This window comes from Alloalcanivorax balearicus MACL04, assembly GCF_025532145.1.
In the GTDB taxonomy this organism is placed as follows: Bacteria; Pseudomonadota; Gammaproteobacteria; order Pseudomonadales; family Alcanivoracaceae; genus Alloalcanivorax; species Alloalcanivorax balearicus.
Window position 1 is genome coordinate 25,920 of sequence record NZ_ARXS01000014.1, and the last position, 20,154, is coordinate 46,073.

Sequence of the window (20,154 nt, forward strand, 5' to 3'; positions counted from 1 at the left end):
GCTCAGTTCTCCAGGCGGCTGAACCGGCCGGCGATGTCACTGCCGGTGAAGTTGGCCACCCAGCCTTCCGGGTTATTGAACAAACGAATGGCCACGAAGTGCGGGTTCGGGCCCATATCGAACCAGTGCGCGGTATTGGCCGGCACGGAGATCAGGTCGCCCTTGGTGCACAACACCTCATAAATCCGGCCGTCGATGTGCAAAGTAAACAGCCCCTGACCCTCGACGAAGAAACGAACCTCGTCTTCCGAATGGCGGTGCTCGTCCAGGAACTTTTCCCGGAACACCGCTTTGTCCGGATGATCCGGTTGCATGCTGACCACGTCCACGGTCTGGTAGCCTTCCTCGCGCTTCAGGCGGTTGATGTCCTGGGCGTAGGCTTCCAGCACTTCCTCCTGGGATGGGCTGGCCGTCAACGGCTTGGTTGCCTGCCATTGTTCATAGCGGATCCCGGCCTTGGCCAGTTCCACCGCCATGGCGGCTTTGCTATCCACCACCAGTTGCGGTTTATCCGGCTCACCGTCGCGGAAAATTTTCAGATTACTCATGGGGTGATCCTCGTTAAGAGCCTGTTCACGATCTCTACGCTGGCGGGGTGGGGTCAACCCAGCCGGCGACGATCCAGTTCAATGGCCAGCAGCGTTTCCAACGCTTCCAACTGGCGGTAACACGTGGCCATATCCGCGGCCCAAGTGTACAGACCGTGGCCGCGAATCAGGTAAGCGTGGTGGGCCAGGCCCTGGTCCATGGCCTGATCCACCCGGGCCGACAGCTCGGCGATATCCTGCGTATTGTCGAACACGGGCAGGGTGACCCGGGTATCGTGGGTGGTGATGCCCTCCAGCGCTTTCAGCAGCTCATACCCTTCCAGGGTAAGGTGATCCGCTGGCCAGTGCATGGTCAACACGGTGGTGGCATGGCTGTGGGTATGCAGCACCGCGCCGACTTCGTCATAACGCCGGTAGAGCTGGGTGTGCAACAGGGTTTCAGCCGAGGGCTTGCCATCACCCACCGGCTGGCCCTGCAAATCCACCACCATGATGTCGGTTTCTTCCAGCAGCCCCTTGTCCTTGCCGGAGCAGGTAATGGCGGCGTGCCCGGCATTCAAGCGTATTGAGTAATTACTGCTGGTGGCGGGGGACCAGCCCTGCTGATACAAACGATGGCCGGTGGCCGCGAGGGTGCGGGCGGCTTCACGGAAGGCGGCGATGGAATAGGGGCGCTGGCTCATGAGGCACTCCGGGCGAAATACGCCGCCATGGCGGTCGGGTCGGGGGACGGGATGACCCCGTTTTCAGTAACAATGGCGCTGATCAAGGCGGCCGGCGTCACATCGAAGGCGGGATTATAGACCGGGCAGTCCGCCGGGGCGCAGGGCTGGCCCGCCACCTGCCGGACTTCCTCGGCCGGACGTTGCTCGATGACGATGCCGGAACCGTCCTGCATCGCCGCGTCCAGGGTCGAATCCGGTGCCGCGACAATGAACGGGATGCCATGATGGCGAGCCAGCACGGCCAGGGAATAGGTGCCGATCTTGTTGGCGGTATCGCCGTTGGCGGCGATGCGGTCGGCGCCAACGATGACCACATCCACCTCGCCCTGGGCCATCAGCATGGCGGCGCAACTGTCCGCCACCAGGGTGACGGGAATGCCGTCCTGCATCAGTTCCCAACTGGTCAGGCGAGCCCCCTGCTGCCAGGGCCGGGTCTCCCCGGCATACACTGACCGCAAGCGGCCTGCCTCCCAGGCGGAACGGATGATGCCGAGGGCGGTGCCGTGGCCACCGGTGGCCAGAGCGCCCGTGTTGCAGTGGGTATAAACCCGGGCCTCTTGGGGTAGCAGAGACAGACCCGCCTCACCGAGACGCCGATTGGCGGCCAGGTCGTCCCGATGCAGGCGCTCAGCCTGCTCGCTCAGGTGCTGGGCGAGGGCTCCGCCGCTGAGATCACCGGCAGCCTGGCGCAGCCGGTCCAGCGCCCAGAACAAATTCACCGCGGTGGGGCGGCTCGCGGCAAGCACCTCGAAGGCTGGCGCCAGCGCCGCCAGGGAGGCTTGGTCGCCAAGTCGTTGGGCTTCCAGCGCCAGGCCATAGCCAGCGGTGATACCGATAGCGGGCGCGCCGCGCACCACCATCTCGCGGATGGCATGGGCGGCTTCCCGCGCGTCGGTGATGCGCAGCCAGGTCGTGTCGGTGGGCAGGGCGCGCTGATCGAGCAGATCAAGTGCGGTGTCGTGCCAGCGGATCGCGAGACTCGCCAGGGCCATCAATGTCTCCGTGAAAGTAGCGAAAGCGTCACCCGGCACCGGGCCGGGGCGTTATTCTACAACAGTCATCCGCTCGGGCGGCAGCTCTCAGGGCGCCTTCCGGACTCTAACAACGTCGACCGCTGGCACAGAAGGGGCTACGAAGCGCTGTGGGAGCCAGCCTGCTGGCGAATACGGCCTCCGATGTTGGGTATTCGCTTGCGGGCAAGCTCCCACAGCGGCCTCGTAGCCCGGCCTTCTGTGGGAGCCAGCCTGCTGGCGAATATGGCCTCCGATGTTGGGTATTCGCTTGCGGGCAAGCTCCCACGGCGGCCTTGTAGTGCCCTCCGAATTGGCAATGCCGCTCACGCGTCCCCGATGGAGAGTCATCCCTGTCAGGGAGGATAGTGGAGCGGTTCCCGGCGGCGGCGGCGGCGAATCCAATTGACCGCCCGGAACACACTGTGTTGACGAATGATGGCCCGTTCCAGACCATATTTGCCCGGAAAAGTGCTGACCATGACGGCGATAAGCATGGTTAACAGGCCTTGCCCGGGCAGAATCAACATCAGCAGACCCGCCACCAATAACACCACGGCAAGGGCATTGCGCAACGCCCACAACACCCAATGGCCCGGGTGTCGGTAGTGAGTGGGGCGCCGCTCGGCGGTGAAATAATCCGCCGGCATGCGAATCACCAGCCAGGGAATGGCCAAGGTGGAAATCACCGCCATCAGCAGCCCGATCAAGGTGAGAGTGGGAAACCACGGTTCCAGGGTTTGTCCCAGTTGGTGCAGCCAGGGGGGCAGGCTCAGCGTCACTGCTCGGCTCTCCTCACAATTTTCCTTACACAGCCTTTGGCGTCTGGCCTCGTTGCCTGCGCACCAACAAACGGAGCGGGTTGGACGTCTGGCCAGTTAAACCGGTATGTTCCGCTTCGCAGGGTTGGTGCCGTGCCGTCGCAATGGCCGGCGCATGACGCGTGAGTCGCCGGCCATGGGACAAGACCGGCGACCCTCCCGCGCAAATATGAGACCAGCGATGATGATTTTCAATGCATCGTCGTACAGCCCATGTACCGCCGTATAACATGGGACCGTCGGAGCGGCCAACCGTGCCACGGCGACCGTCTGGTGAGTCGAGACCAATCAACGAAGACATGGTGAAGCAGGAGAACCTTTATGGGGATGGCGGCGCAATTGGCCCTGGCAATCGGGATCGGTCTGCTGATCGGTGTGCTGTTGGGTCTGCTTATCTGGCGCTGGATGTCACGGCGCCGTGAAGCCGCCCTCGAGCGGCATCGCCATGCCCAGGTGCTGGAAAGCCTGGAGGTACTCAGCCGCGCTTATATGCAAGGGCAGGTGGATGCTGGTGAGGCCAGTCTGAGAATGGCCACGCTGCTGGACTGTTTGCCGGCGCGGATCGCGCCCAAAGTGGATCTGGCGGCGATTCACCAGTTGGCCAGCGACTGCGAGAACTTTCATCGGGGCGATGCCCGCAAAGGGCTGACCCCGGCTCAACGCAACCGGGAGGATCTTGACCGCCTGCGTCTGGAAGATGAGCAAGCGGAGGCGTTCATGCAAGCCACCGAGCGGCTTGCGGGTGTGCTGGTGCAATGGCGGCAACAACTTTGTCCGCGCCGGCGGACTGACTGAAAAGACACTCGACTCAGGCGTCACGGCTGCGGGCGCCCTGTATACCATTGGGTATGATCGGCGCTTTCCATTGTTTGCAATCACCTCTACCAGTTATTGGAAGCCGAGTTCAGATTATGAGTGACACCTTGTACGTGGCCTTTCCCGCCAGCGAAACACTGTGCCAGCGTATCGACACTTTTCTTGCCAAGATGCGGGAGAACCCGTCTGGCAACCATGCCGCGGATCTGGATGGCATCACCGATCCGTTCATCGACGAGGTCCTGCATACCTACTTCACCGGCCCGATCGAAGCGGTCAATGCCCGCGGTACCGCCGTGAACATGATCATGGGCGCCATGAAGGTGATTCGTAAGGCCGCCCATGGGCTGGCCGGACGGCTGATGCGCAAGGCCAGCGTCGAGGAGCAACAGGCCCTGGCTCAACATTTCAGTTCACTGCGACTGGAAAAGGATGGCGGCATCTTCGTCGGCTATCCGTTGCCAGCGGATCTGGCGGAGCGCGCCAATCGGGTTTTCGAGTCATTCGCCAACGGGGAAGGGGAGATGGCGCATCTGGTGGAAGTGATGCACGGCATCACCGACGGGGCCATCGAAAACTATCTGGATAAGACCCTGGGCAGTCTGAAACTCGGCGCCATCAACCGTGGCCTGGTGTCCACCGCCCGCGCCACCATCAACAAGGCTTCCACATCCGCCGTGGACAAGGGACTGCCGGCCATGGAACGCAGTCACCGCAAACCGGTGGTGGCGTACTATCAGAGCCTGCTGCACCGATTCGGCTAAACACGAATAGGCAAGACCGCGCCGACGGCATTGCCGCCGGCGCGGCGCGGCTCAGGAGGCGCCGCCCTGAGTCGGGGTGGACGGAGCTGGAGCGCTCTTGGCCCGGGTTGCGGTTTTCTTGCGAGTGGCTGCCTTTTTCTTTGCCGGCGTCTTTTTCACCGCGGCTTTTTTCTTGGCGGCCGCCTTTTTCCGAGGCGCGGCGGCTTGCTTCTTCACCGCGGCCTTTTTGCGTTTCGGTGCCGCTTTCGGTGCATCGCCGCCAACCCGCTTTTCAATATCCTTGGCGCGCTTTTCCAGATCCTTCTGGTACTGACCGATCACTTTGGCCAGGCTGTTGGCCTGCTTGGCGGTGGCCTTGAGCACCTTCACCTCGGTTTCCAGGAAACGCTTGCGGGCTTCCGATTCGTCCACCCGGGAGCGAGCCTCGTCCACCGCCTTGCGGGCGCGATCCACCTGCCGCTTGACCGTGGCATTGGCTTTCTTCCGGTATTCCGCCTGCAGCTTCTCCAGTCGATTGAGCGTGTCACGGCGCCGCTCAACCTCCTGATTAAGCCGCTGGCGAGCCTTTTCCAGCTGTTTTTCCAGTTGCGCGATCTGTTTATCCCTTTCGTTATCGAAACGTTCCGCCAGCTTGCGGATCTGTGCCTGCAGATCGTCAAGGCGGCTTCGTACTGTATTCGCGGCCATGGATGACTCCCTTTCCCCGGATGGATGTGTGTGAGGGCTTTGATAAGCACCGGATTGGAATCCTCCACGGTGCCACTGAAACTTTATGTCACATCCTGGGGCTGGACAACAGCGCAGCGCCGACGATTCACGTCATTCCGGCAAGGCCATTGAGCTTTACCGGGCCAGCGGAGATACTGCCCGCAGCGTAACGGGATAAACGGATATGGCGATTTCCTTTGACGGCAAGCTGGTGGTGGCGATCAGTTCGCGGGCGTTGTTCGATCTCAGCGACAGCCACAAAGTCTATGAAGAGGACGGGCTGAATGCTTTTCAGGAGTACCAGACCGCCCATGAGGACGACATTCTCAAGCCCGGCGATGCCTTTCCGCTGGTGACCAAGCTGCTGGCGATCAACCAGTTGGAGCAGGGCCGCGACCGGGTGGAAGTGATTTTGTTGTCGCGCAACAGCTCCGATACCGGCTTGCGCGTATTCAATTCCATAGAACATTACGGCCTCCCGATCACCCGGGCGGCTTTTGCCGGTGGGCAAAGCCCGCACCGTTATGTCTCGGCATTCGGCGCCCACTTGTTCCTGTCGACCAGTCCGGATGACGTTCGTCAGGTGCTGGATGCCGGGTTCGCCGCCGCCAATATCCTCTCCGGCGGACCGCTGGAACAGCAGGACGATCTCCTGCGCATCGCCTTTGATGGTGACGCGGTGTTGTTTTCCGACGAATCCGAGCGGGTTTTCCAGAGCGCCGGCCTGGAGGCATTCGCGGAGAGCGAAAAGGCCGCCGCCTGGCAGCCGCTGAGCGACGGGCCGTTCAAGCCTTTTCTGGAGGCGCTGCATCAGATCCAGAAGGCCTTCCCGATGGAGCAATGCCCGATTCGCACCGCTCTGGTCACCGCGCGCTCTGCGCCGGCCCATGAAAGGGTCGTGCGTACTCTGCGGGCCTGGGGGATTCGCCTGGACGAAAGCCTGTTCCTGGGAGGACTGCCGAAAGGGCCGTTTCTGCGCGCCTTCGGCGCCGATGTGTTTTTCGATGATCAACAGGGCCACTGCGAATCCGCCCGTGAGCACGTGGCCGCCGGCCATGTTCCGCATGGTATTGCCAATGCGCCCCCGGTCGACCCGTGACGCCCGTTCATGGTCTTGGCGCCGGTTCAGGCAAGGGGTGGAAAAAACGCCGCCCCTATGCTTTCTCTGAATAGTTCTTTATATTTTTATAACCTGTTCAGCATAGGCCGGGAGCGCCCATGAAACTCCAGCAGCTTCGTTATATCTGGGAAGTGGCCCGCCACGATCTGAATGTGTCCGCCACGGCCCAGGCCCTGTATACCTCGCAGCCCGGCATCAGTAAGCAGATCCGCATGCTGGAAGACGAGTTGGGGGTGGAGGTGTTCGCCCGCAGCGGCAAGCATCTGACCCATGTGACCCCCGCGGGGGAGGCGATCCTGCGTATCGCCGGTGACATCCTCCAGCAGACCGAGGCGATCAAAAGAGTGGCCCAGGAGTTCCGCGACGAGACCAAGGGTGACCTGAGTATTGCCACCACGCATACCCAGGCCCGCTACGCGCTGCCTCCGGTGATTCAGAAGTTCACCCAGCGCTTCCCTGATGTCTCCCTGCATATGAATCAGGGCACGCCCATGCAGATTTCCGAGATGGCGGCGGATGGCAGTGTCGACTTCGCCATCGCCACCGAAGCCCTGGATCTGTTTTCCGATCTGGTGATGATGCCGTGCTACCGCTGGAACCGGACCGTGGTGGTACCGGAAGGGCACCCGCTCACCAAGATCAAGCCGCTGACTCTGGAAGCCCTGGCCGAGTACCCGATCGTCACCTATGTATTCGGCTTTACTGGCCGCAGCAAGCTGGACGATGCGTTCGCCCGGCAGGGCCTGGAACCGAAAGTGGTGTTCACCGCCGCCGATGCGGACGTGATCAAGACCTATGTGCGCCTTGGCATGGGAGTGGGGATCGTCGCCCACATGGCGGTGGACCCGGTTCAGGACAAAGGGCTGGTCAATCTGGAAGCCGGCCATCTGTTCGAACCCAGCACCACCCGGATCGGCTTCCGCAAAGGCACCTTCCTGCGTGGTTTCATGTACGAATTCATCCAGCTGTTCGCACCGCACCTGACCCGTGATGTCATTGACGCAGCGGTCCGGGCCAGCACCCGGGAGGAACGCGAAGCGCTGTTTCAGAACATCGAACTGCCCATGCTGTGAGCACCGGCTCAGGGGCTCCGATCCCCGTGAGCGCGTTGCAAAGCGGCCAGGGCGCGGATACATTGTGCCGGCCCGGAGACGCCGGGTGGTGCCGGCCCGGAGCCGCCGGGACCGCCGTTCGCGGCCAACGACACCGTCAATCTTCATTCAACCCCAAGGGGGATCAACGTGGAATTGTTATGTCTTGATCTGGAAGGGGTGTTGATCCCCGAGATCTGGATCAACTTCGCCGAGCGCACCGGAATCGAGGAACTGCGGGCCACCACCCGGGACATCCCCGATTACGACGAACTGATGCGAATGCGGCTGGGGCTGCTTGACCAGCATGGCTACGGGCTGCCGGATATCCAGGCGGTGATCGACACCCTGGAACCGCTGGACGGCGCCCGCGCCTTCGTCGATTGGGCGCGGGAGCATTTCCAACTGATCATCCTTTCCGACACTTTCTACGAGTTCGCCTTGCCGCTGATGCGCAAGCTGGGTTATCCGACCTTGTTCTGTCATCGTCTGCAAGTGGACGACAACGGCCGTATCACCGACTACGTACTGCGCCAACAGGACCCCAAGCGAGCCTCGGTCAAGGCACTGCACAGCCTGAACTACCGGGTCATTGCCGCCGGCGACTCCTATAACGACACCACCATGCTGGCCGAGGCGGAGCAGGGCATTCTGTTCCATGCGCCGGACAACGTTATTGCAGAGTTCCCTCAGTTTCCGGCGGTACACAGCTACCAGGACCTGAAGAAAGAAATCGTTAAGGCCAGCAGCCGCGAACTCCCTCTCTGACTGCCTGAGTTGGCTTACCTTGCCGGGGGGAGATCGCCTCCCGCGCAGGGCTCAATCTGGATATCTCGGCCCTTGTGGCAGTCGCGCCGAGATGTCCCGCTGCCACTGCCAGTGCGCCGCGAAACGGTAACCATGGCGCTGCTGAAAAGACACAGTCTCAGCGTTCATATACTCGCCATAGGTTTGTATCAGAGTGAGTGCCGTGACGGTTTCCCCTTCTAGCAGGTACTCCTGAATCAGGTCACGGAGGAGGTGGTAGGCGCCACCGTCTTTGTGTCCACCGCTGGGGATTGAGGCGAGTTGGGCGCGTTCCCGCCAAATCGGCTCCATGATCAGGTCTTGCGGTCCGCGGTCCAGTTGTGAGAACCAGGCGGCCATCCGCGTCACCGTGGCATCGGCGCCGAAACTCGGTGGCGAAATCAGCGCCCGCGCGGCGAATCGGCAGGCCTCATCCTCATCCCCCTGACGCAGACATTGAGTGGCCAGTAGTGCCAGTGCCGCGGTGTATTCAGGCAGCACGGTTACCGCCTGCCGCAGCAGCGCCGTGGCCGGCTCAACCCGCTGCTCCTGTAAACAGGCTCGTGCTTGCTGATAACAGGCCAACGGCGATAGCGGGTCGGCGTGATGATCCGGTGGCTCGGGATGGTCGTCGCCTTCGTCGCCAGCGAGAGCGAGGAAGCGCTGAAGGCTGGAATAGGCCGGGACCAGCACTCCCTCGTCATGAAAGGTCTCGGCTACGATCGGTGGGTCGCTCTCCCGGCCTATTGGCCAATACAGGCCGAAATAATCGCCGTTCCCCAACTGGTATTCAGCGAAGGGAAGGAAGCCCAGAGGCAGGTAGCCACAGGGGGTGTCGTTGGGAATCAGAGTCAGGCTTTCCGCTCTGGGCGGGAGTCGCAGCGCCATAGTGTCGTCCTTGCAGTATGAGGGAGGTGCCCGCACCAGATCTCCGGACCCCTGAAATACCGCCGGGGGGCGGTTCGCGGCCGGCGTCAATGGGCGCCGGTATTATCTTCCGATGATGATGAACTCCGCCAGCGGTAACCAGCCCGCCGCCTCCGGGCCGAGCACCCAGCCCATCAGACGGTTGATAAGCAAAAAGACGGCATTGGCGTATTTGTACCAGGCAGGGGTTTGCCCCAGGAAATTCTGACCGAGGGCACGACCGATTCGGGCGGACATGACACTGGTTTCCTACGGATTTCAGATCGGATCGGATCGGCGCGGCAACCATAAGCAGTTCAATTCTCACGGTACAGTCAACTAAAGTGCCATGGCTGGGCAAGACGCTGATTCCAGCTGTGCCCTGGTTAACAATACGCAGACAAATCAGTTGTTTAGCCGCGAAAGTTGACGCACTGTTTAAGCAGTGACAAAGTGAAAATTATTTCGCTCTCGCCGCGAAGCCTAGGCTGGGTTGGGTTGCCCGCCGGGCCCGTGGCATCAAGACAAAACCAAAACAAGCGAGTGGGTTGCCCATGGTCGCGATCACCAATACCACCTCCTTGACCTTTCTCAAGGAAGCCATTGATACCACCCTCGGCGAATCGGAATCCAGTCTGGAAGCCTTCGCCGAGAACCAGACCGAGGGGGCGGCTCTGGAGCGGTGTATCGATGCTTTCCAGCAATTGCGCGGCATCTGCCAGATGCTGGAACTGGATGCCGCCACGGTGATGGCGGAGGACATGGTGCTCACCGCCAGGGAGGTTCAGCGGCGTCCTGAGACGCCTCTGATCCAGGCCCTGGGCAACGCCATCGTGTTGCTCGGCCACTATCTGGAGTACGTTCAACTCAGCGGCAGTCCGTTGCCGGAGGTCCTGGTGGCCGGCATCAATGAATTACGCCAGGCCGGCGGCCGCGCGCCACTGCCGGAAAGCCGCTTTTTCCAGGTGGACGAGAGCCTGCCGCGCACGCCGCCAGTGCCGCCGGCGGATGTCGACGGCCTGGCACGGCAAAGTCGCCGTCTGCGCCATATGTACCAGGTGGGGCTGCTGGGCTTGCTGCAGGGGCAGGACCGGCAGACTCATCTGCGTTTGATGCTGCGGGCCATGGAGCGTATTGACCGGCTTGCCGGCGGCAAACGCTGGTGGCTGGCACGAGCGGCACTGGAGTCCCTGCTGCACGACGACATGGCGCTGACCGCGGCCCGGCGCGCCCTGTTGGCACGCTATGACCGCCAATTGAAAGCTCTGGTGTACGACGGGCGCGATGCCCTTGAACGGGAGCCACCGGCGGAGTTGCTGCGCGAATGCCTGTACCTCTCTGCTTTAGGCAGCGGAAAGGGCGACGCCGCCACCGAGGTGCGCTCCGCATTCGGGCTAGGGGAGCGTCCCGCCGACGCCGATCTGCAGCGTGAACTGGCGCTGATGACCGGCTCCAAGGGATCCGTGATCCGCTCCGTGGCCGGCGCTTTGAAAGAGGAAATCAACCAGATCAAGGACACCTTGGACATGGCCGCCCAGGGCGTGGCCGATACCGATTACGGCGCCGTCGCCGAAGGGCTCGGACGCATCGCCAGCACCCTGGACATGATTGGCGAGAACGAAGGCGCCCAGGAGCTGCGCCGACGTGCCGAGGATGTCGCCGGCTGGCGCCCCGGCGGCGAGGTGGACAGCGATGCGTTCCACGCTCTGGTGGACGATCTGCTCGCCGCGGAGAACACCATCGCCACCCTGGAGCGCAGTCTGGCGCCGGCGGACGATGTTCGCCGTGAGGTCAACAACGATCGCATCTCCCGCTATCAACTGGATGAGGCGCGCATGACGGTGGTGGGCGAATGCCGGGCCGGCCTGGCGCTGGCAAAACGGTCGTTGGCCTCCTATATGGAGCAACAGTGGGATACCATGCATCTCAGTAATCTTCCGGGCACTTTCGCTTCGGTGGTGGGAGGGCTGACCTTCCTCGATCTGGAGCGGGCCTGCGCCGTAACCAACGCCTGTCGGTGTTATATCGAGAAGGAGTTGATCGGTGGCAGCGAGGCACCCACGGTCACCGCCATGGAGACCCTGGCGGATGCCCTGACCGCCATCGATTACTATCTTGAGAGCATGGAAGAACAGAAACCGATTGGAGAAGGCGTTCTGGATGTGGCGGAGCAGGCCGTGGGTGCCCTTGGCTATCCCACAGGCGGAGCGACATCGTGAACCATTTCTTTTCCCTGGACCTGTCTTCGGCGGAGCCGAGAGACGCGGACGAAGCCTGGTGTTTCGTGGTCCAAGAACAAAACCTGTACATCGATTTCGCCCAGCAGCCCGGTGACCTGGGCATTCCCAGGCTGCCGGCCTTCCTGCTGCGCCAGCACCCGAATTACCGCTACATCGGCGTACTGCACGGGCAGCCCTGTTACGTGTGCGATGAAGGCGAGCATGAACTGGCCGACCAGCGCCTGCATCCGACCCCGTTGCGACAGATCATCGGCCAGTTGGATGACGATACTTTCACCATGGTGGCGCGGGCGCTGCAGGTGATGAGCTGGAGACACAACCACCGTTTCTGCAGCCGCTGCGGCTCTTCCACCACCCCCCATGACCGTGAACTGGCAATGATCTGCCAGGCTTGCGACTATCGCCAGTACCCCCGCATCACACCTTGCGTGATCGCCCTGATCAGTGACGGCGAATACGCTTTGCTGGGCCGCTCCGCGCGCTTTCCATCGGGATTCTATTCCTGCCTGGCCGGATTCATGGAGGCCGGGGAGACCGCCGAGCAGGCGGTACGCCGGGAAGTCATGGAGGAAACTGGCATCCAGGTTGGCGATCTGCGCTACGCGCGCAGCCAGTCCTGGCCCTTCCCGCACTCCCTGATGCTCGGTTTCCATGGCGATTATGCCGGTGGCGATATTGTCATCGATGACGATGAAATCGTTGATGCCGGCTGGTACCGCCACGACCAATTGCCGCGCACGCCACCGCCGGGCAGCATTGCCCACACCCTGATTGAGCAATGGCGCGCGCCTTACCGATAGCGCCCTGATCACAGCCTTCCATGATGATGGAGTCCCGATGAGCTTTTCGTTCGCCCCGCTTTTGATTATGGTCATTGGCTTGGTTCTGGTGCTGATCGGAGCCTGGATCCTGTTGCGGCAGAAATGGCTGTGGCAATGGCTCAAGGGCACGGTTGGATTGCTGTTGGTGGCCGGCGCCATCTATCTGGTGCTGGTGGCGGTGAGTCTGTACAGCTACCACGAGCTGAGCGCGGAATCACCGGTGGCCACCATCAGCTTCCGCGCCACCGATGACCAGGCCTACATCGCCACGGTTACCGGCCGTGATGGCCGCACCCGGGATTTCCGGCTGGCCGGCGACCAATGGCAACTGGACGCCAGAATCATCAAATGGAAGACCCCCTTCGCCCTACTGGGGCTGAAGCCGGCCTATCAACTGGACCGCATCCAGGGGCGCTACTTCGCCCTGGAGGATGAGCGTTCACGGGAACGCACCGTGTATAGTCTCCATGATGAGCCGCCGGTGCTGGATGTCTGGCGCCAGGCCCGGGAGGGCTGGAGTTTTCTCGTCGATGCGCGCTATGGTAGCGCCGCCTATCTGCCGATGGCCGACGGAGCGATTTTTGAAGTAACGGTTTCTCCCACTGGCCTGGTGGGGCGGCCTCTCAACGGCAGCGCGCAGCAGGCGGTTTCCGGCTGGCAATAAGCGGGGCCCAGCGCCAGTGAGCAGGGCGGGCGATTAAACCCATACATACAGGTGAGCAAGACACGGTGATCATCGATTTAATTTCCGAGTACGGCATGTTTCTCGCCAAAGTCGCCACCCTCGTGGTGGCGGTTTTGTTTGTGATTGGCGGGATCGCCACGGCGGCGGCGCGCAGTCGCCAGCGCAGCGGCCGTGATGGCGAACTGCGCGTCAAATACCTCAATGAGGAGTTCGACGATCTGCGCGAGAGCATTATTGATGAAGTGTGGCCGGAGCAGCGCCGCAAGGCCGAAGCCAAGAAAAAACGCAAGGAAGAAAAGGCACGGGCCAAGCAGCGCAAAAAAGCGGGCGGCGAGGACAAATCACCACCGCGCCTGTTCGTGCTGGATTTCGATGGCGACCTTCAAGCCAGCGATGTGGAAACCCTGCGCCGTGAAATCAGTGCCATCCTGGAGGTGGCGGAGGCGGATGACGAAGTCCTGCTGCGGCTGGAAAGCCCCGGCGGGCTGGTGCACAGCTACGGGTTGGCCGCCTCGCAACTGAAACGCCTGCGCGGGCGCGGTTTGAAACTCACCGTGGCGGTGGACCAGGTGGCCGCCAGTGGCGGCTATATGATGGCCTGTATTGGCGATCGCATTCTCAGCGCCCCTTTCGCGGTGATCGGTTCCATTGGCGTGGTGGCGCAAATCCCCAATGTTCATCGTCTGCTGAAAAAACACGATGTGGATGTGGAATTGATGACCGCCGGCGAATACAAACGCACCCTGACCATGCTCGGCGAAAACACCGACAAGGCCCGCGCCAAGTTCCAGGAGGAGCTGGAGGAAACCCACCAGCTGTTCAAAAGTTTTGTCCGCGAGCATCGCCGTGGCCTGGATATTGATGCCGTCGCCACTGGTGAGCACTGGTTCGGCAGCCAGGCCAAGGAACTGGGGCTGGTGGACGACATCATGACCAGTGATGAATACTTGCAGGGGCGCAAGGGCCAGGTGGATATCTACCAGATCACCTGGGAAGAGAAGCGCAAGCTCGCCGACCGGCTAAGCCTGTCCCTGGCCACCGCCGCCCAGCGTGTGGCGGACCGTTTCTGGCAGCGCGGCTCGCAGCGGCCATTCCAATAACGCTCATTCCAATAAAAAATGGCAATACCCGACGGACAACAGCAAACGGAGCTCGCAATGACATTCACGGCCCTGATCACCGAAAACACCGACAATGGTTACCAAAGCCGGGTAGGGGAGCGCGAACTGGGCGACCTGCCGGAAGGCGAAGTCCTGGTGAAGGTGGCCTGGTCTTCCCTGAATTACAAGGATGCGCTCAGCGCCAGCGGCAATAAGGGCGTTACCCGGCAGTATCCGCATACACCGGGCATCGACGCCGTCGGTGTGGTGGAAGAAGCGGAGCAGGGCCCCTTCAGCCCCGGTGACGCGGTAATTTGCACCGGTTATGACCTGGGCATGAACACCGCCGGCGGTTATGGCGACTACATTCGTGTGCCGGCGGACTGGCTGGTGCCTTTGCCGGACGGCATGGACCCGCGTTCCGCCATGGTGCTGGGCACCGCCGGGCTCACCGCCGCCTTGTGCGTGGAGGCCTTGCTGGATACCGGTCTGCAAGAGGACCAGGGCGATGTTCTGGTTACCGGCGCCACCGGCGGTGTCGGCTGCGTGGCGGTCTCGATCCTGTCCCGGCTGGGATTCCGGGTGGTGGCCGTTACCGGTAAAAACGATGCCCATGACTGGCTGAAAGCCCTGGGCGCGGCGGACATCATTTCCCGTGAGGAAGCCCTGGCGGATGCCAATAAGCCGATGTTGAAGCCGCGCTGGGCCGGGGTGGTGGACTGTGTCGGCGGCGACATGCTGGTGAACGCGCTGAAAAGCCTGCAATACGGTGCCAGTGCCGCCTGCTGTGGCCTGGTGGGGTCACCGCAACTCAATAATGCCACGGTGCTTCCGTTCATCCTGCGTGGCGTCAACCTGCTCGGCGTGGACAGTGTGGAACTGCCGCGCGAAGTGAAGCAGCAGATCTGGCAACTGCTGGCCTCGGACTGGATCCCGGATCTGGCCGCGCTGGAAGCGGCGGAAATCACCCGGGAACAACTGCCGGAATGGTTCGAACGGATCCTCGCTGGCGGGGTGCGCGGCCGCGTGGTGGTCAAGGTGGGCGGCTGATCGCCGGCTCTCCGGCAGACCGCAAATACGGGAGGCGCCATGACTGACCCGGGATGGCTGAAATTCGCACTGCGTCTGGACGGCAAGGGCGGGGCGGCGCCCTTCGAGCCGCAACTGTCCGCTGGCGACCACACCACCCGCTGGATTCATCTGGATTACACCTGCCCGGAAAGCCGGGACTGGCTGGAGGCGCGGGCGGACATCCCGATGGTGGTCAGCGAAGCTCTGTTGACGCCGGAGACCCGCCCGCGAGTCAGCGACGTGGGAGGCGGGTTACTGGTCTATCTCAGGGGCGTCAATCTGTCCCCGGATGCCCGGCCCGAGGACATGATCGCGGTGCGGCTGTGGATCCGGGATGGCCTGGTGATCAGCACGCAGAAGCGCACACTGAAGTCGCTTACCGAGCTGGTGGACGCTCTGCAGGCCGGAGAAGGGCCGACGACCTCGTCGGAACTGCTGGCCAGTCTGGTGGACGGGCTTGTCTGGCGCATGGAAGAGGTGATCGAGCAGATCGAGGATCAGGTGGCGGACTTTTCCGAACGACTGGAAGGCGAATCTGGCAACCGCGATCAGACCCGCCGTATCGGCGCCTTGCGACGCCGGGCGATTACCCTGCGACGTTACATGGCCCCGGAACGGGATGCGCTGACCAAGCTCCATGGCGACAGCCGCATTCGCAGTGGCGACGCGGAGATCATTCGTGAAGCCACGGATCGCCTGCAACGCCTGCTGGAGGATCTTGACGCGGCCCGCGAGCACGCCACCCTGCTGCAGGAAGAGGTCTTTTCCGCGCAGAATGAGACCATCAACGACCGCATGTACTTGCTGGCCATCATCAGCGCCACCTTTCTGCCGCTGGGTTTTTTGACCGGTCTGTTCGGTATCAATGTGGGCGGGCTGCCCTGGCTGGAAGATCCCAAAGGCTTTTGGTGGTTTACCGGCATGCTCGTTATCACCGGCACCGGCATTCTGTTGTGGATGATCCGGCGACGCTGGGTGTGAATCGGGATAAGACGGCTACTGTAGGAGCTTGCCCTGCAAGCGAATATCAGAAATCGCACGGGGCAAGCTCTTACAGCACAGAGATCAGGCTGACTGACGGCGATAGATCGGGCGCTCGTCATGAGCGTCGCCCTGGTAGGTCACCGAGAACGGACGCAAGCCATTCAGGGCTTCCTCGATATCGCGGTCGGCACGTACCTCGAAGGCATTGAAGCCGACCCGGTGCATGTAGAACAGCTGATCCTGAAGCACATCCCCCACCGCCCGGACTTCACCTTCAAAGCCATAGCGGGTGCGCAACTCACGGGCGTAGGAATAGCCGCGGCCATCCTTGAAAGCCGGGAAATTCACCGCCACCAGGGGCAGGGCGGGCAGATCCGCGGCCAGGTCCGCCGGCTCCTCGCCGGGTTCCAGACACACGCCCACCGGCGCGGCGCGCTCCAGCAGGGCATCACGATGAGCCAGCCAGTAGGCCAGCGGCACGATCACCGCCCCTTCCGCCGGAACGTCTTGCTGATCGAGTTCCTCGGAGGTCAGCCGCTGCCAGGTGTTCTCGACGATTTCACCGTTGACGATCACCTTAGCCATATACCACCTCCTTGAACGGGTCCATGCCGATACGTTCGTACGTGCTGATGAAAGGCTCGTTTTCCAGACGGTTGTCCAGGTACACGCTAATGATCTTGCCGATCACGCTGGTGACTTCGTGGGACTCGAAGGACGGCCCCATTTTTTCGCCAATGCGGGATTGGCGGTCACCGCGACCACCCAGGGTGATCTGGTAGAACTCCTTGCCTTTCTTGTCCACGCCGAGAATACCGATGTGGCCGATATGGTGATGACCGCAGGCGTTCATGCAGCCGGAAATATTGACGTCCAACGGACCCAGATCGTGAACGAAATCCAGGTCGTCGAACTGGCGCTGGATGCCCTCGGCGATCGGCACCGACTTGGCATTGGCCAGGGCGCACAGGTCGCCGCCGGGGCAGGACACGATGTCGGTGATCAGCCCCAGGTTCGGAGTGGCGAACCCGAGCGCGTCCAACTGCCGCCAGAGCTCATACAGCTCGTCCTCGGCGACATCGGCCAGCACCATGTTTTGCTGGTGCGTGGTGCGCACTTCAGAGAACGCATAGCGGTCCGCCAGATCGGCCACGTCTTCCAGTTGTTCGTCGGTAATGTCACCGGGGATACGGCCGGTCTTCTTCAATGTCAGAGTCACCGACCGATAGCCGTCCTTTTTATGGGCGCGGGTATTGGTGTGGTACCAGCGATTGAAGGCTCGGTGTTCATCCAGTGCATTGCGCAGCGCTGAGGTATCCACATCGGTGCGGTAATCCGGATCCACGAAGCAGGCCTTGATGCGAGCCACCTCATCCCGGGTCAGTGTCATCGCACCACCTTTCAACTCGGCGAATTCCGCTTCCGCCAGCTCACGGAATTTATCCGCGCCCAGGGCTTTCACCAGAATCTTGATACGGGCTTTGTACTTGTTGTCACGATTACCGTACTTGTTGTACACCCGCAGAATCGCTTCCAGATAGGCAAGCAGATCCGGCCAGGCGACAAATTCGCCGATGACTTCGCCGGTCATCGGGGTACGGCCGAGACCACCGCCAGCCCAAACCTGGAAGCCGGTTTCGCCGTTGTGGTCGTGAACGATCTGCACGCCGATATCGTGCACGCCAATCAAAGCCGGATCGGCATCCGGCACCGCGTTCACGGCGATCTTGAATTTGCGCGGCAGATAGGCGAATTCCGGGTTGAAGGTGGCCCATTGGCGAATCACTTCACACCAGGGGCGCGGGTCCTCGATTTCACGCGGATTAACGCCGGCGTATTCATCGGTGGTGATGTTACGAATGCAATTGCCGCTGGTTTGAATGGCGTGCATTTGCACGCTGGCCAGCTCGGCGAGAATGTCGGGAGTGTCGGCCAGTTCCGGCCAGTTCAACTGAATATTCTGACGGGTACTGACGTGGCAGAAGCCCTTGTCGTAATCGCGGGTAATGGACGCCAGCTTGCGTACCTGAGTGCTATTGAGCATGCCGTAAGGTACTGAGATACGCATCATCGGCGCATAGCGCTGGATGTAGAGCCCGTTCTGCAGCCGCAGGGCGAGGAATTCGTCCTCGCTCAGTTGGCCCGCCAGGTAACGCCGGGTCTGGTCGCGGTACTGTGCCACCCGCTCTTCCAGAAGCCGTTGGTCATAGTCCTGATATACGTACATTGCTGTGTCGCGCCGTGTTAATTCGTTGATTTGCAAGCCGTTTGGCGGCTTACAATTCCGAGTGGCGCGAACTTTAGCAAAGGGTTTTTATACTTAAAAGAAATATATCGCTATATCCCTAGTGTGTTCCGCTATGATCCCGCGGCACTGAGAACCATTTTCACTACCACAAAAACACCGATCACCAGGCCCAGCACCAGGATCACATAAACGCCGATATAATCGCCTGGATTGCCCTTGTTAAAATCCCGTTCGCGGTTGGCGTGGCTCTGCACGCCAAACAGTCCGGCAAGGATGCTTTTCAGCACTTGCAGGAAGCCAGGGCGGTCCGAGCCGGAATTGTTCTGATCGCTCATGAAGACCTCATCATAATTGAATGTGAGCCCAGCTCCGGCGCACCCACAGCCCTCCCAGCAGGGAGGAGGTCACCAGCCGTTGCAGAGCCTGGGCCAGCCAGATACCAAGCAGGCCAAATCCCAACCAGGGACCTATGATATAGGCCAGCGGCAGGAACAGGCACCATTGTACTACAAGGGTGACCATCATTACCGATCGGGATGCGCCGGCCCCCAGCAAAGCCTGGGTAAAAATGATGGCCGCGCCGTCCAGGCAAATCGCCAGCCCGGTGATCATCAACGGCACCCGTCCCAGCGCCACCAGATCCGGCTGGTGCAGGAACAAGCCCAGAATCCACTCCGGCATCAGCCACATCGGTAGCGCGGTGACGAACAGCATCAGCACCGCCAGCCAGGTGACATCCCAGCCCCAGCGATAAGCATCGGCCGCATCACGGCGCCCCAGCGCCTGACCGACCAGCGACGCGGCGGCCAGCCCGAGTCCGATGGCCGGCAGAATCAGCAGCAGAATCAAGGTGATCAGCACGTGGGCCACAGCCACTTCATCGGCGCCGACCATGCCGATGATCCAGAACAGCACGGTGAGGCCGGCGGAGAAGAAGAACTGCTGCACGGAGTTGGGAATACTGACCCTGGCGATGCTGCGCAGGGTGGTCGCGGAGGGCCAGGCGGTCATGAAGCCGTGCTCGCGGCCCAACTTCCAGGTTTGCGCCAAATAAAGCAGGCTGCCGAGATACAGGGACAGGGTGGTGCCCAGGCCGGCGCCGGCGGCGCCCATTTCCGGCAGGCCGAGGCGGCCGAAGATCAGCCCGTAGCTGAGTACCACATTGGCCACATGGGTGGTGATCAGGGTGCGCATGTACACCGCGGGGCGGCTGATACCATTCCAATAGCCGCGATAGCAAAAATTCATCGCCACCGCCCAGATGCCCAGCAGGCGCATGTCAAAGTAGCCTTCCGCCAGTCCGGCTACTGGCGCATTGGGGGCAAGAAAATGCATCATCGGCACGCTGATCGCCAGAAAGAGGGCGGTCAGCGGCAACGACAGCACCAGCCCCACCAGCAATCCGGCATTCAGGGGCAGGGCATATTGACGCTCGTCACCTTCTCCTTTGCGCCGCGCCACCATGGCCTGAACCCCGGCGCCGAGGCCGATGACCACGCTGATTGACAGGAAGGAGGCATAGCCACCGAGGCCGACGCCGGCCAGGGCATCGCCGCCGAGCCGCCCGACCAGAGCGGCGTCGACCAGATTCAGCAGGCTCTGGCTTATCATGGCCGCCATGATGGGCAGACCCAGGGCTAGGACACGACGGCTTCGATGCAGTGGAGGCACGGTGATTTCTGGCTTTTTGACGAAAGCGGCAACCATACC

General features: G+C 61.7%; 21 protein-coding genes and 1 pseudogene. 11 read left to right on the forward strand and 11 right to left on the reverse strand.

Annotated features, from left to right (window positions below):
• Positions 1-2 precede the first annotated feature (2 nt).
• The 4 genes from MA04_RS12805 to MA04_RS12820 form a co-directional block, all read right to left on the reverse strand.
• Positions 3-548, reverse strand: a complete 546-nt coding sequence (locus MA04_RS12805) for a 1,2-dihydroxy-3-keto-5-methylthiopentene dioxygenase (RefSeq protein ID WP_262460827.1) — start codon at positions 546-548, stop codon at positions 3-5.
• A gap of 53 nt (positions 549-601) precedes the next feature.
• Entirely contained in the window at positions 602-1,231 is a 630-nt protein-coding gene (locus MA04_RS12810) for a methylthioribulose 1-phosphate dehydratase (RefSeq protein WP_262460829.1), read from the reverse strand.
• Positions 1,228-2,265 (reverse strand): S-methyl-5-thioribose-1-phosphate isomerase, encoded by a 1,038-nt coding sequence (mtnA, locus tag MA04_RS12815; RefSeq protein WP_262460831.1) that lies wholly within the window; start codon positions 2,263-2,265, stop codon positions 1,228-1,230. Before mtnA ends, MA04_RS12810 begins: the two co-directional genes overlap by 4 nt.
• A gap of 374 nt (positions 2,266-2,639) precedes the next feature.
• Positions 2,640-3,065, reverse strand: a complete 426-nt coding sequence (locus tag MA04_RS12820; RefSeq protein ID WP_163126841.1) for a hypothetical protein — start codon at positions 3,063-3,065, stop codon at positions 2,640-2,642.
• A gap of 360 nt (positions 3,066-3,425) precedes the next feature.
• Here MA04_RS12820 and MA04_RS12825 point away from each other — a divergent pair, with 360 nt between their 5' ends.
• Together MA04_RS12825 and MA04_RS12830 are read left to right on the forward strand one after the other, a co-directional pair.
• The gene (locus MA04_RS12825; protein ID WP_240342788.1) at positions 3,426-3,899 is read left to right on the forward strand and encodes a DUF2489 domain-containing protein; all 474 of its coding nucleotides are present in this window, start codon (positions 3,426-3,428) and stop codon (positions 3,897-3,899) included.
• Between the two features lie 116 nt (positions 3,900-4,015).
• Positions 4,016-4,684, forward strand: coding sequence for a hypothetical protein (locus MA04_RS12830; RefSeq protein ID WP_163126842.1), 669 nt, complete (start codon positions 4,016-4,018; stop codon positions 4,682-4,684).
• Between the two features lie 51 nt (positions 4,685-4,735).
• Here the strand turns inward: MA04_RS12830 and MA04_RS12835 are convergent, their stop codons facing one another.
• Complete coding sequence (locus tag MA04_RS12835) at positions 4,736-5,371, reverse strand: S46 family peptidase (protein WP_163126843.1); 636 nt, start codon at positions 5,369-5,371, stop codon at positions 4,736-4,738.
• 205 nt (positions 5,372-5,576) lie between these two features.
• On the opposite strand from MA04_RS12835, the gene MA04_RS12840 reads away from it, so the two are divergent.
• The 3 genes from MA04_RS12840 to thrH all read left to right on the forward strand — a co-directional run bounded on the left by MA04_RS12840 (position 5,577) and on the right by thrH (position 8,371).
• On the forward strand, positions 5,577-6,491 hold the full coding sequence (locus MA04_RS12840) for a 5'-nucleotidase (RefSeq protein ID WP_163126844.1): 915 nt from the start codon (positions 5,577-5,579) through the stop codon (positions 6,489-6,491).
• A 119-nt stretch (positions 6,492-6,610) separates the two neighbouring features.
• Positions 6,611-7,585, forward strand: coding sequence for an HTH-type transcriptional regulator CysB (gene cysB / locus MA04_RS12845; protein ID WP_026949316.1), 975 nt, complete (start codon positions 6,611-6,613; stop codon positions 7,583-7,585).
• Positions 7,586-7,753: 168 nt separating this feature from the next.
• Entirely contained in the window at positions 7,754-8,371 is a 618-nt protein-coding gene (gene thrH / locus MA04_RS12850; protein ID WP_163126845.1) for a bifunctional phosphoserine phosphatase/homoserine phosphotransferase ThrH, read from the forward strand.
• 51 nt (positions 8,372-8,422) lie between these two features.
• Here thrH and MA04_RS12855 read toward each other — a convergent pair whose 3' ends face one another.
• Together MA04_RS12855 and MA04_RS12860 are read right to left on the reverse strand one after the other, a co-directional pair.
• Positions 8,423-9,277: a hypothetical protein gene (locus MA04_RS12855; protein ID WP_163126846.1), complete on the reverse strand. Its 855-nt coding sequence runs from the start codon at positions 9,275-9,277 to the stop codon at positions 8,423-8,425.
• Positions 9,278-9,394: 117 nt separating this feature from the next.
• A pseudogene (locus MA04_RS12860) lies at positions 9,395-9,553 on the reverse strand (sodium/proton antiporter); the annotation flags it as partial.
• 296 nt (positions 9,554-9,849) lie between these two features.
• On the opposite strand from MA04_RS12860, the gene MA04_RS12865 reads away from it, so the two are divergent.
• From MA04_RS12865 to MA04_RS12890, 6 genes are all read left to right on the forward strand, one after another.
• Positions 9,850-11,514 carry a hypothetical protein gene (locus MA04_RS12865; protein ID WP_163126848.1) on the forward strand — a complete coding sequence of 555 codons (1,665 nt, stop codon included), beginning with the start codon at positions 9,850-9,852 and terminating at the stop codon, positions 11,512-11,514.
• Positions 11,511-12,335, forward strand: coding sequence for an NAD(+) diphosphatase (gene nudC, locus MA04_RS12870; RefSeq protein ID WP_262460836.1), 825 nt, complete (start codon positions 11,511-11,513; stop codon positions 12,333-12,335). The genes MA04_RS12865 and nudC overlap by 4 nt, the downstream gene beginning before the upstream one ends.
• 37 nt (positions 12,336-12,372) lie before the next feature.
• Positions 12,373-13,020, forward strand: a complete 648-nt coding sequence (locus MA04_RS12875; protein ID WP_163126849.1) for a hypothetical protein — start codon at positions 12,373-12,375, stop codon at positions 13,018-13,020.
• A gap of 65 nt (positions 13,021-13,085) precedes the next feature.
• The gene (gene sohB / locus MA04_RS12880; RefSeq protein ID WP_394356151.1) at positions 13,086-14,141 is read left to right on the forward strand and encodes a protease SohB; all 1,056 of its coding nucleotides are present in this window, start codon (positions 13,086-13,088) and stop codon (positions 14,139-14,141) included.
• A 57-nt stretch (positions 14,142-14,198) separates the two neighbouring features.
• Positions 14,199-15,191 carry a YhdH/YhfP family quinone oxidoreductase gene (locus MA04_RS12885; protein ID WP_163126851.1) on the forward strand — a complete coding sequence of 331 codons (993 nt, stop codon included), beginning with the start codon at positions 14,199-14,201 and terminating at the stop codon, positions 15,189-15,191.
• Positions 15,192-15,230: 39 nt separating this feature from the next.
• Positions 15,231-16,193, forward strand: coding sequence for a zinc transporter ZntB (locus MA04_RS12890; RefSeq protein ID WP_163126852.1), 963 nt, complete (start codon positions 15,231-15,233; stop codon positions 16,191-16,193).
• Positions 16,194-16,277: 84 nt separating this feature from the next.
• Here MA04_RS12890 and MA04_RS12895 read toward each other — a convergent pair whose 3' ends face one another.
• The 4 genes from MA04_RS12895 to MA04_RS12910 form a co-directional block, all read right to left on the reverse strand.
• Complete coding sequence (locus MA04_RS12895; protein ID WP_163126853.1) at positions 16,278-16,781, reverse strand: DUF934 domain-containing protein; 504 nt, start codon at positions 16,779-16,781, stop codon at positions 16,278-16,280.
• Positions 16,774-18,423: a nitrite/sulfite reductase gene (locus MA04_RS12900; protein WP_262460838.1), complete on the reverse strand. Its 1,650-nt coding sequence runs from the start codon at positions 18,421-18,423 to the stop codon at positions 16,774-16,776. Before MA04_RS12900 ends, MA04_RS12895 begins: the two co-directional genes overlap by 8 nt.
• Positions 18,424-18,554: 131 nt before the next feature.
• Positions 18,555-18,779 (reverse strand): DUF2970 domain-containing protein, encoded by a 225-nt coding sequence (locus tag MA04_RS12905; RefSeq protein WP_163126855.1) that lies wholly within the window; start codon positions 18,777-18,779, stop codon positions 18,555-18,557.
• A gap of 10 nt (positions 18,780-18,789) precedes the next feature.
• Positions 18,790-20,151: an MATE family efflux transporter gene (locus MA04_RS12910; protein ID WP_394356152.1), complete on the reverse strand. Its 1,362-nt coding sequence runs from the start codon at positions 20,149-20,151 to the stop codon at positions 18,790-18,792.
• Between the last annotated feature and the right edge of the window lie 3 nt (positions 20,152-20,154).

Excerpts from the sequence above, each read along its gene's own strand:
- mtnA (WP_262460831.1), bottom strand. The coding sequence starts at position 2,265 with ATGGCCCTGGCGAGTCTCGCGATCCGCTGGCACGACACCGCACTTGAT.
- MA04_RS12840 (WP_163126844.1), top strand. The coding sequence starts at position 5,577 with ATGGCGATTTCCTTTGACGGCAAGCTGGTGGTGGCGATCAGTTCGCGG.
- MA04_RS12830 (WP_163126842.1), top strand. The coding sequence starts at position 4,016 with ATGAGTGACACCTTGTACGTGGCCTTTCCCGCCAGCGAAACACTGTGC.
- MA04_RS12810 (WP_262460829.1), bottom strand. The coding sequence starts at position 1,231 with ATGAGCCAGCGCCCCTATTCCATCGCCGCCTTCCGTGAAGCCGCCCGC.
- MA04_RS12855 (WP_163126846.1), bottom strand. The coding sequence starts at position 9,277 with ATGGCGCTGCGACTCCCGCCCAGAGCGGAAAGCCTGACTCTGATTCCC.
- MA04_RS12875 (WP_163126849.1), top strand. The coding sequence starts at position 12,373 with ATGAGCTTTTCGTTCGCCCCGCTTTTGATTATGGTCATTGGCTTGGTT.
- MA04_RS12865 (WP_163126848.1), top strand. The coding sequence starts at position 9,850 with ATGGTCGCGATCACCAATACCACCTCCTTGACCTTTCTCAAGGAAGCC.
- MA04_RS12825 (WP_240342788.1), top strand. The coding sequence starts at position 3,426 with ATGGGGATGGCGGCGCAATTGGCCCTGGCAATCGGGATCGGTCTGCTG.
- MA04_RS12895 (WP_163126853.1), bottom strand. The coding sequence starts at position 16,781 with ATGGCTAAGGTGATCGTCAACGGTGAAATCGTCGAGAACACCTGGCAG.
- MA04_RS12885 (WP_163126851.1), top strand. The coding sequence starts at position 14,199 with ATGACATTCACGGCCCTGATCACCGAAAACACCGACAATGGTTACCAA.
- MA04_RS12900 (WP_262460838.1), bottom strand. The coding sequence starts at position 18,423 with ATGTACGTATATCAGGACTATGACCAACGGCTTCTGGAAGAGCGGGTG.
- MA04_RS12910 (WP_394356152.1), bottom strand. The coding sequence starts at position 20,151 with ATGGTTGCCGCTTTCGTCAAAAAGCCAGAAATCACCGTGCCTCCACTG.
- MA04_RS12890 (WP_163126852.1), top strand. The coding sequence starts at position 15,231 with ATGACTGACCCGGGATGGCTGAAATTCGCACTGCGTCTGGACGGCAAG.
- MA04_RS12805 (WP_262460827.1), bottom strand. The coding sequence starts at position 548 with ATGAGTAATCTGAAAATTTTCCGCGACGGTGAGCCGGATAAACCGCAA.
- cysB (WP_026949316.1), top strand. The coding sequence starts at position 6,611 with ATGAAACTCCAGCAGCTTCGTTATATCTGGGAAGTGGCCCGCCACGAT.
- MA04_RS12905 (WP_163126855.1), bottom strand. The coding sequence starts at position 18,779 with ATGAGCGATCAGAACAATTCCGGCTCGGACCGCCCTGGCTTCCTGCAA.
- MA04_RS12835 (WP_163126843.1), bottom strand. The coding sequence starts at position 5,371 with ATGGCCGCGAATACAGTACGAAGCCGCCTTGACGATCTGCAGGCACAG.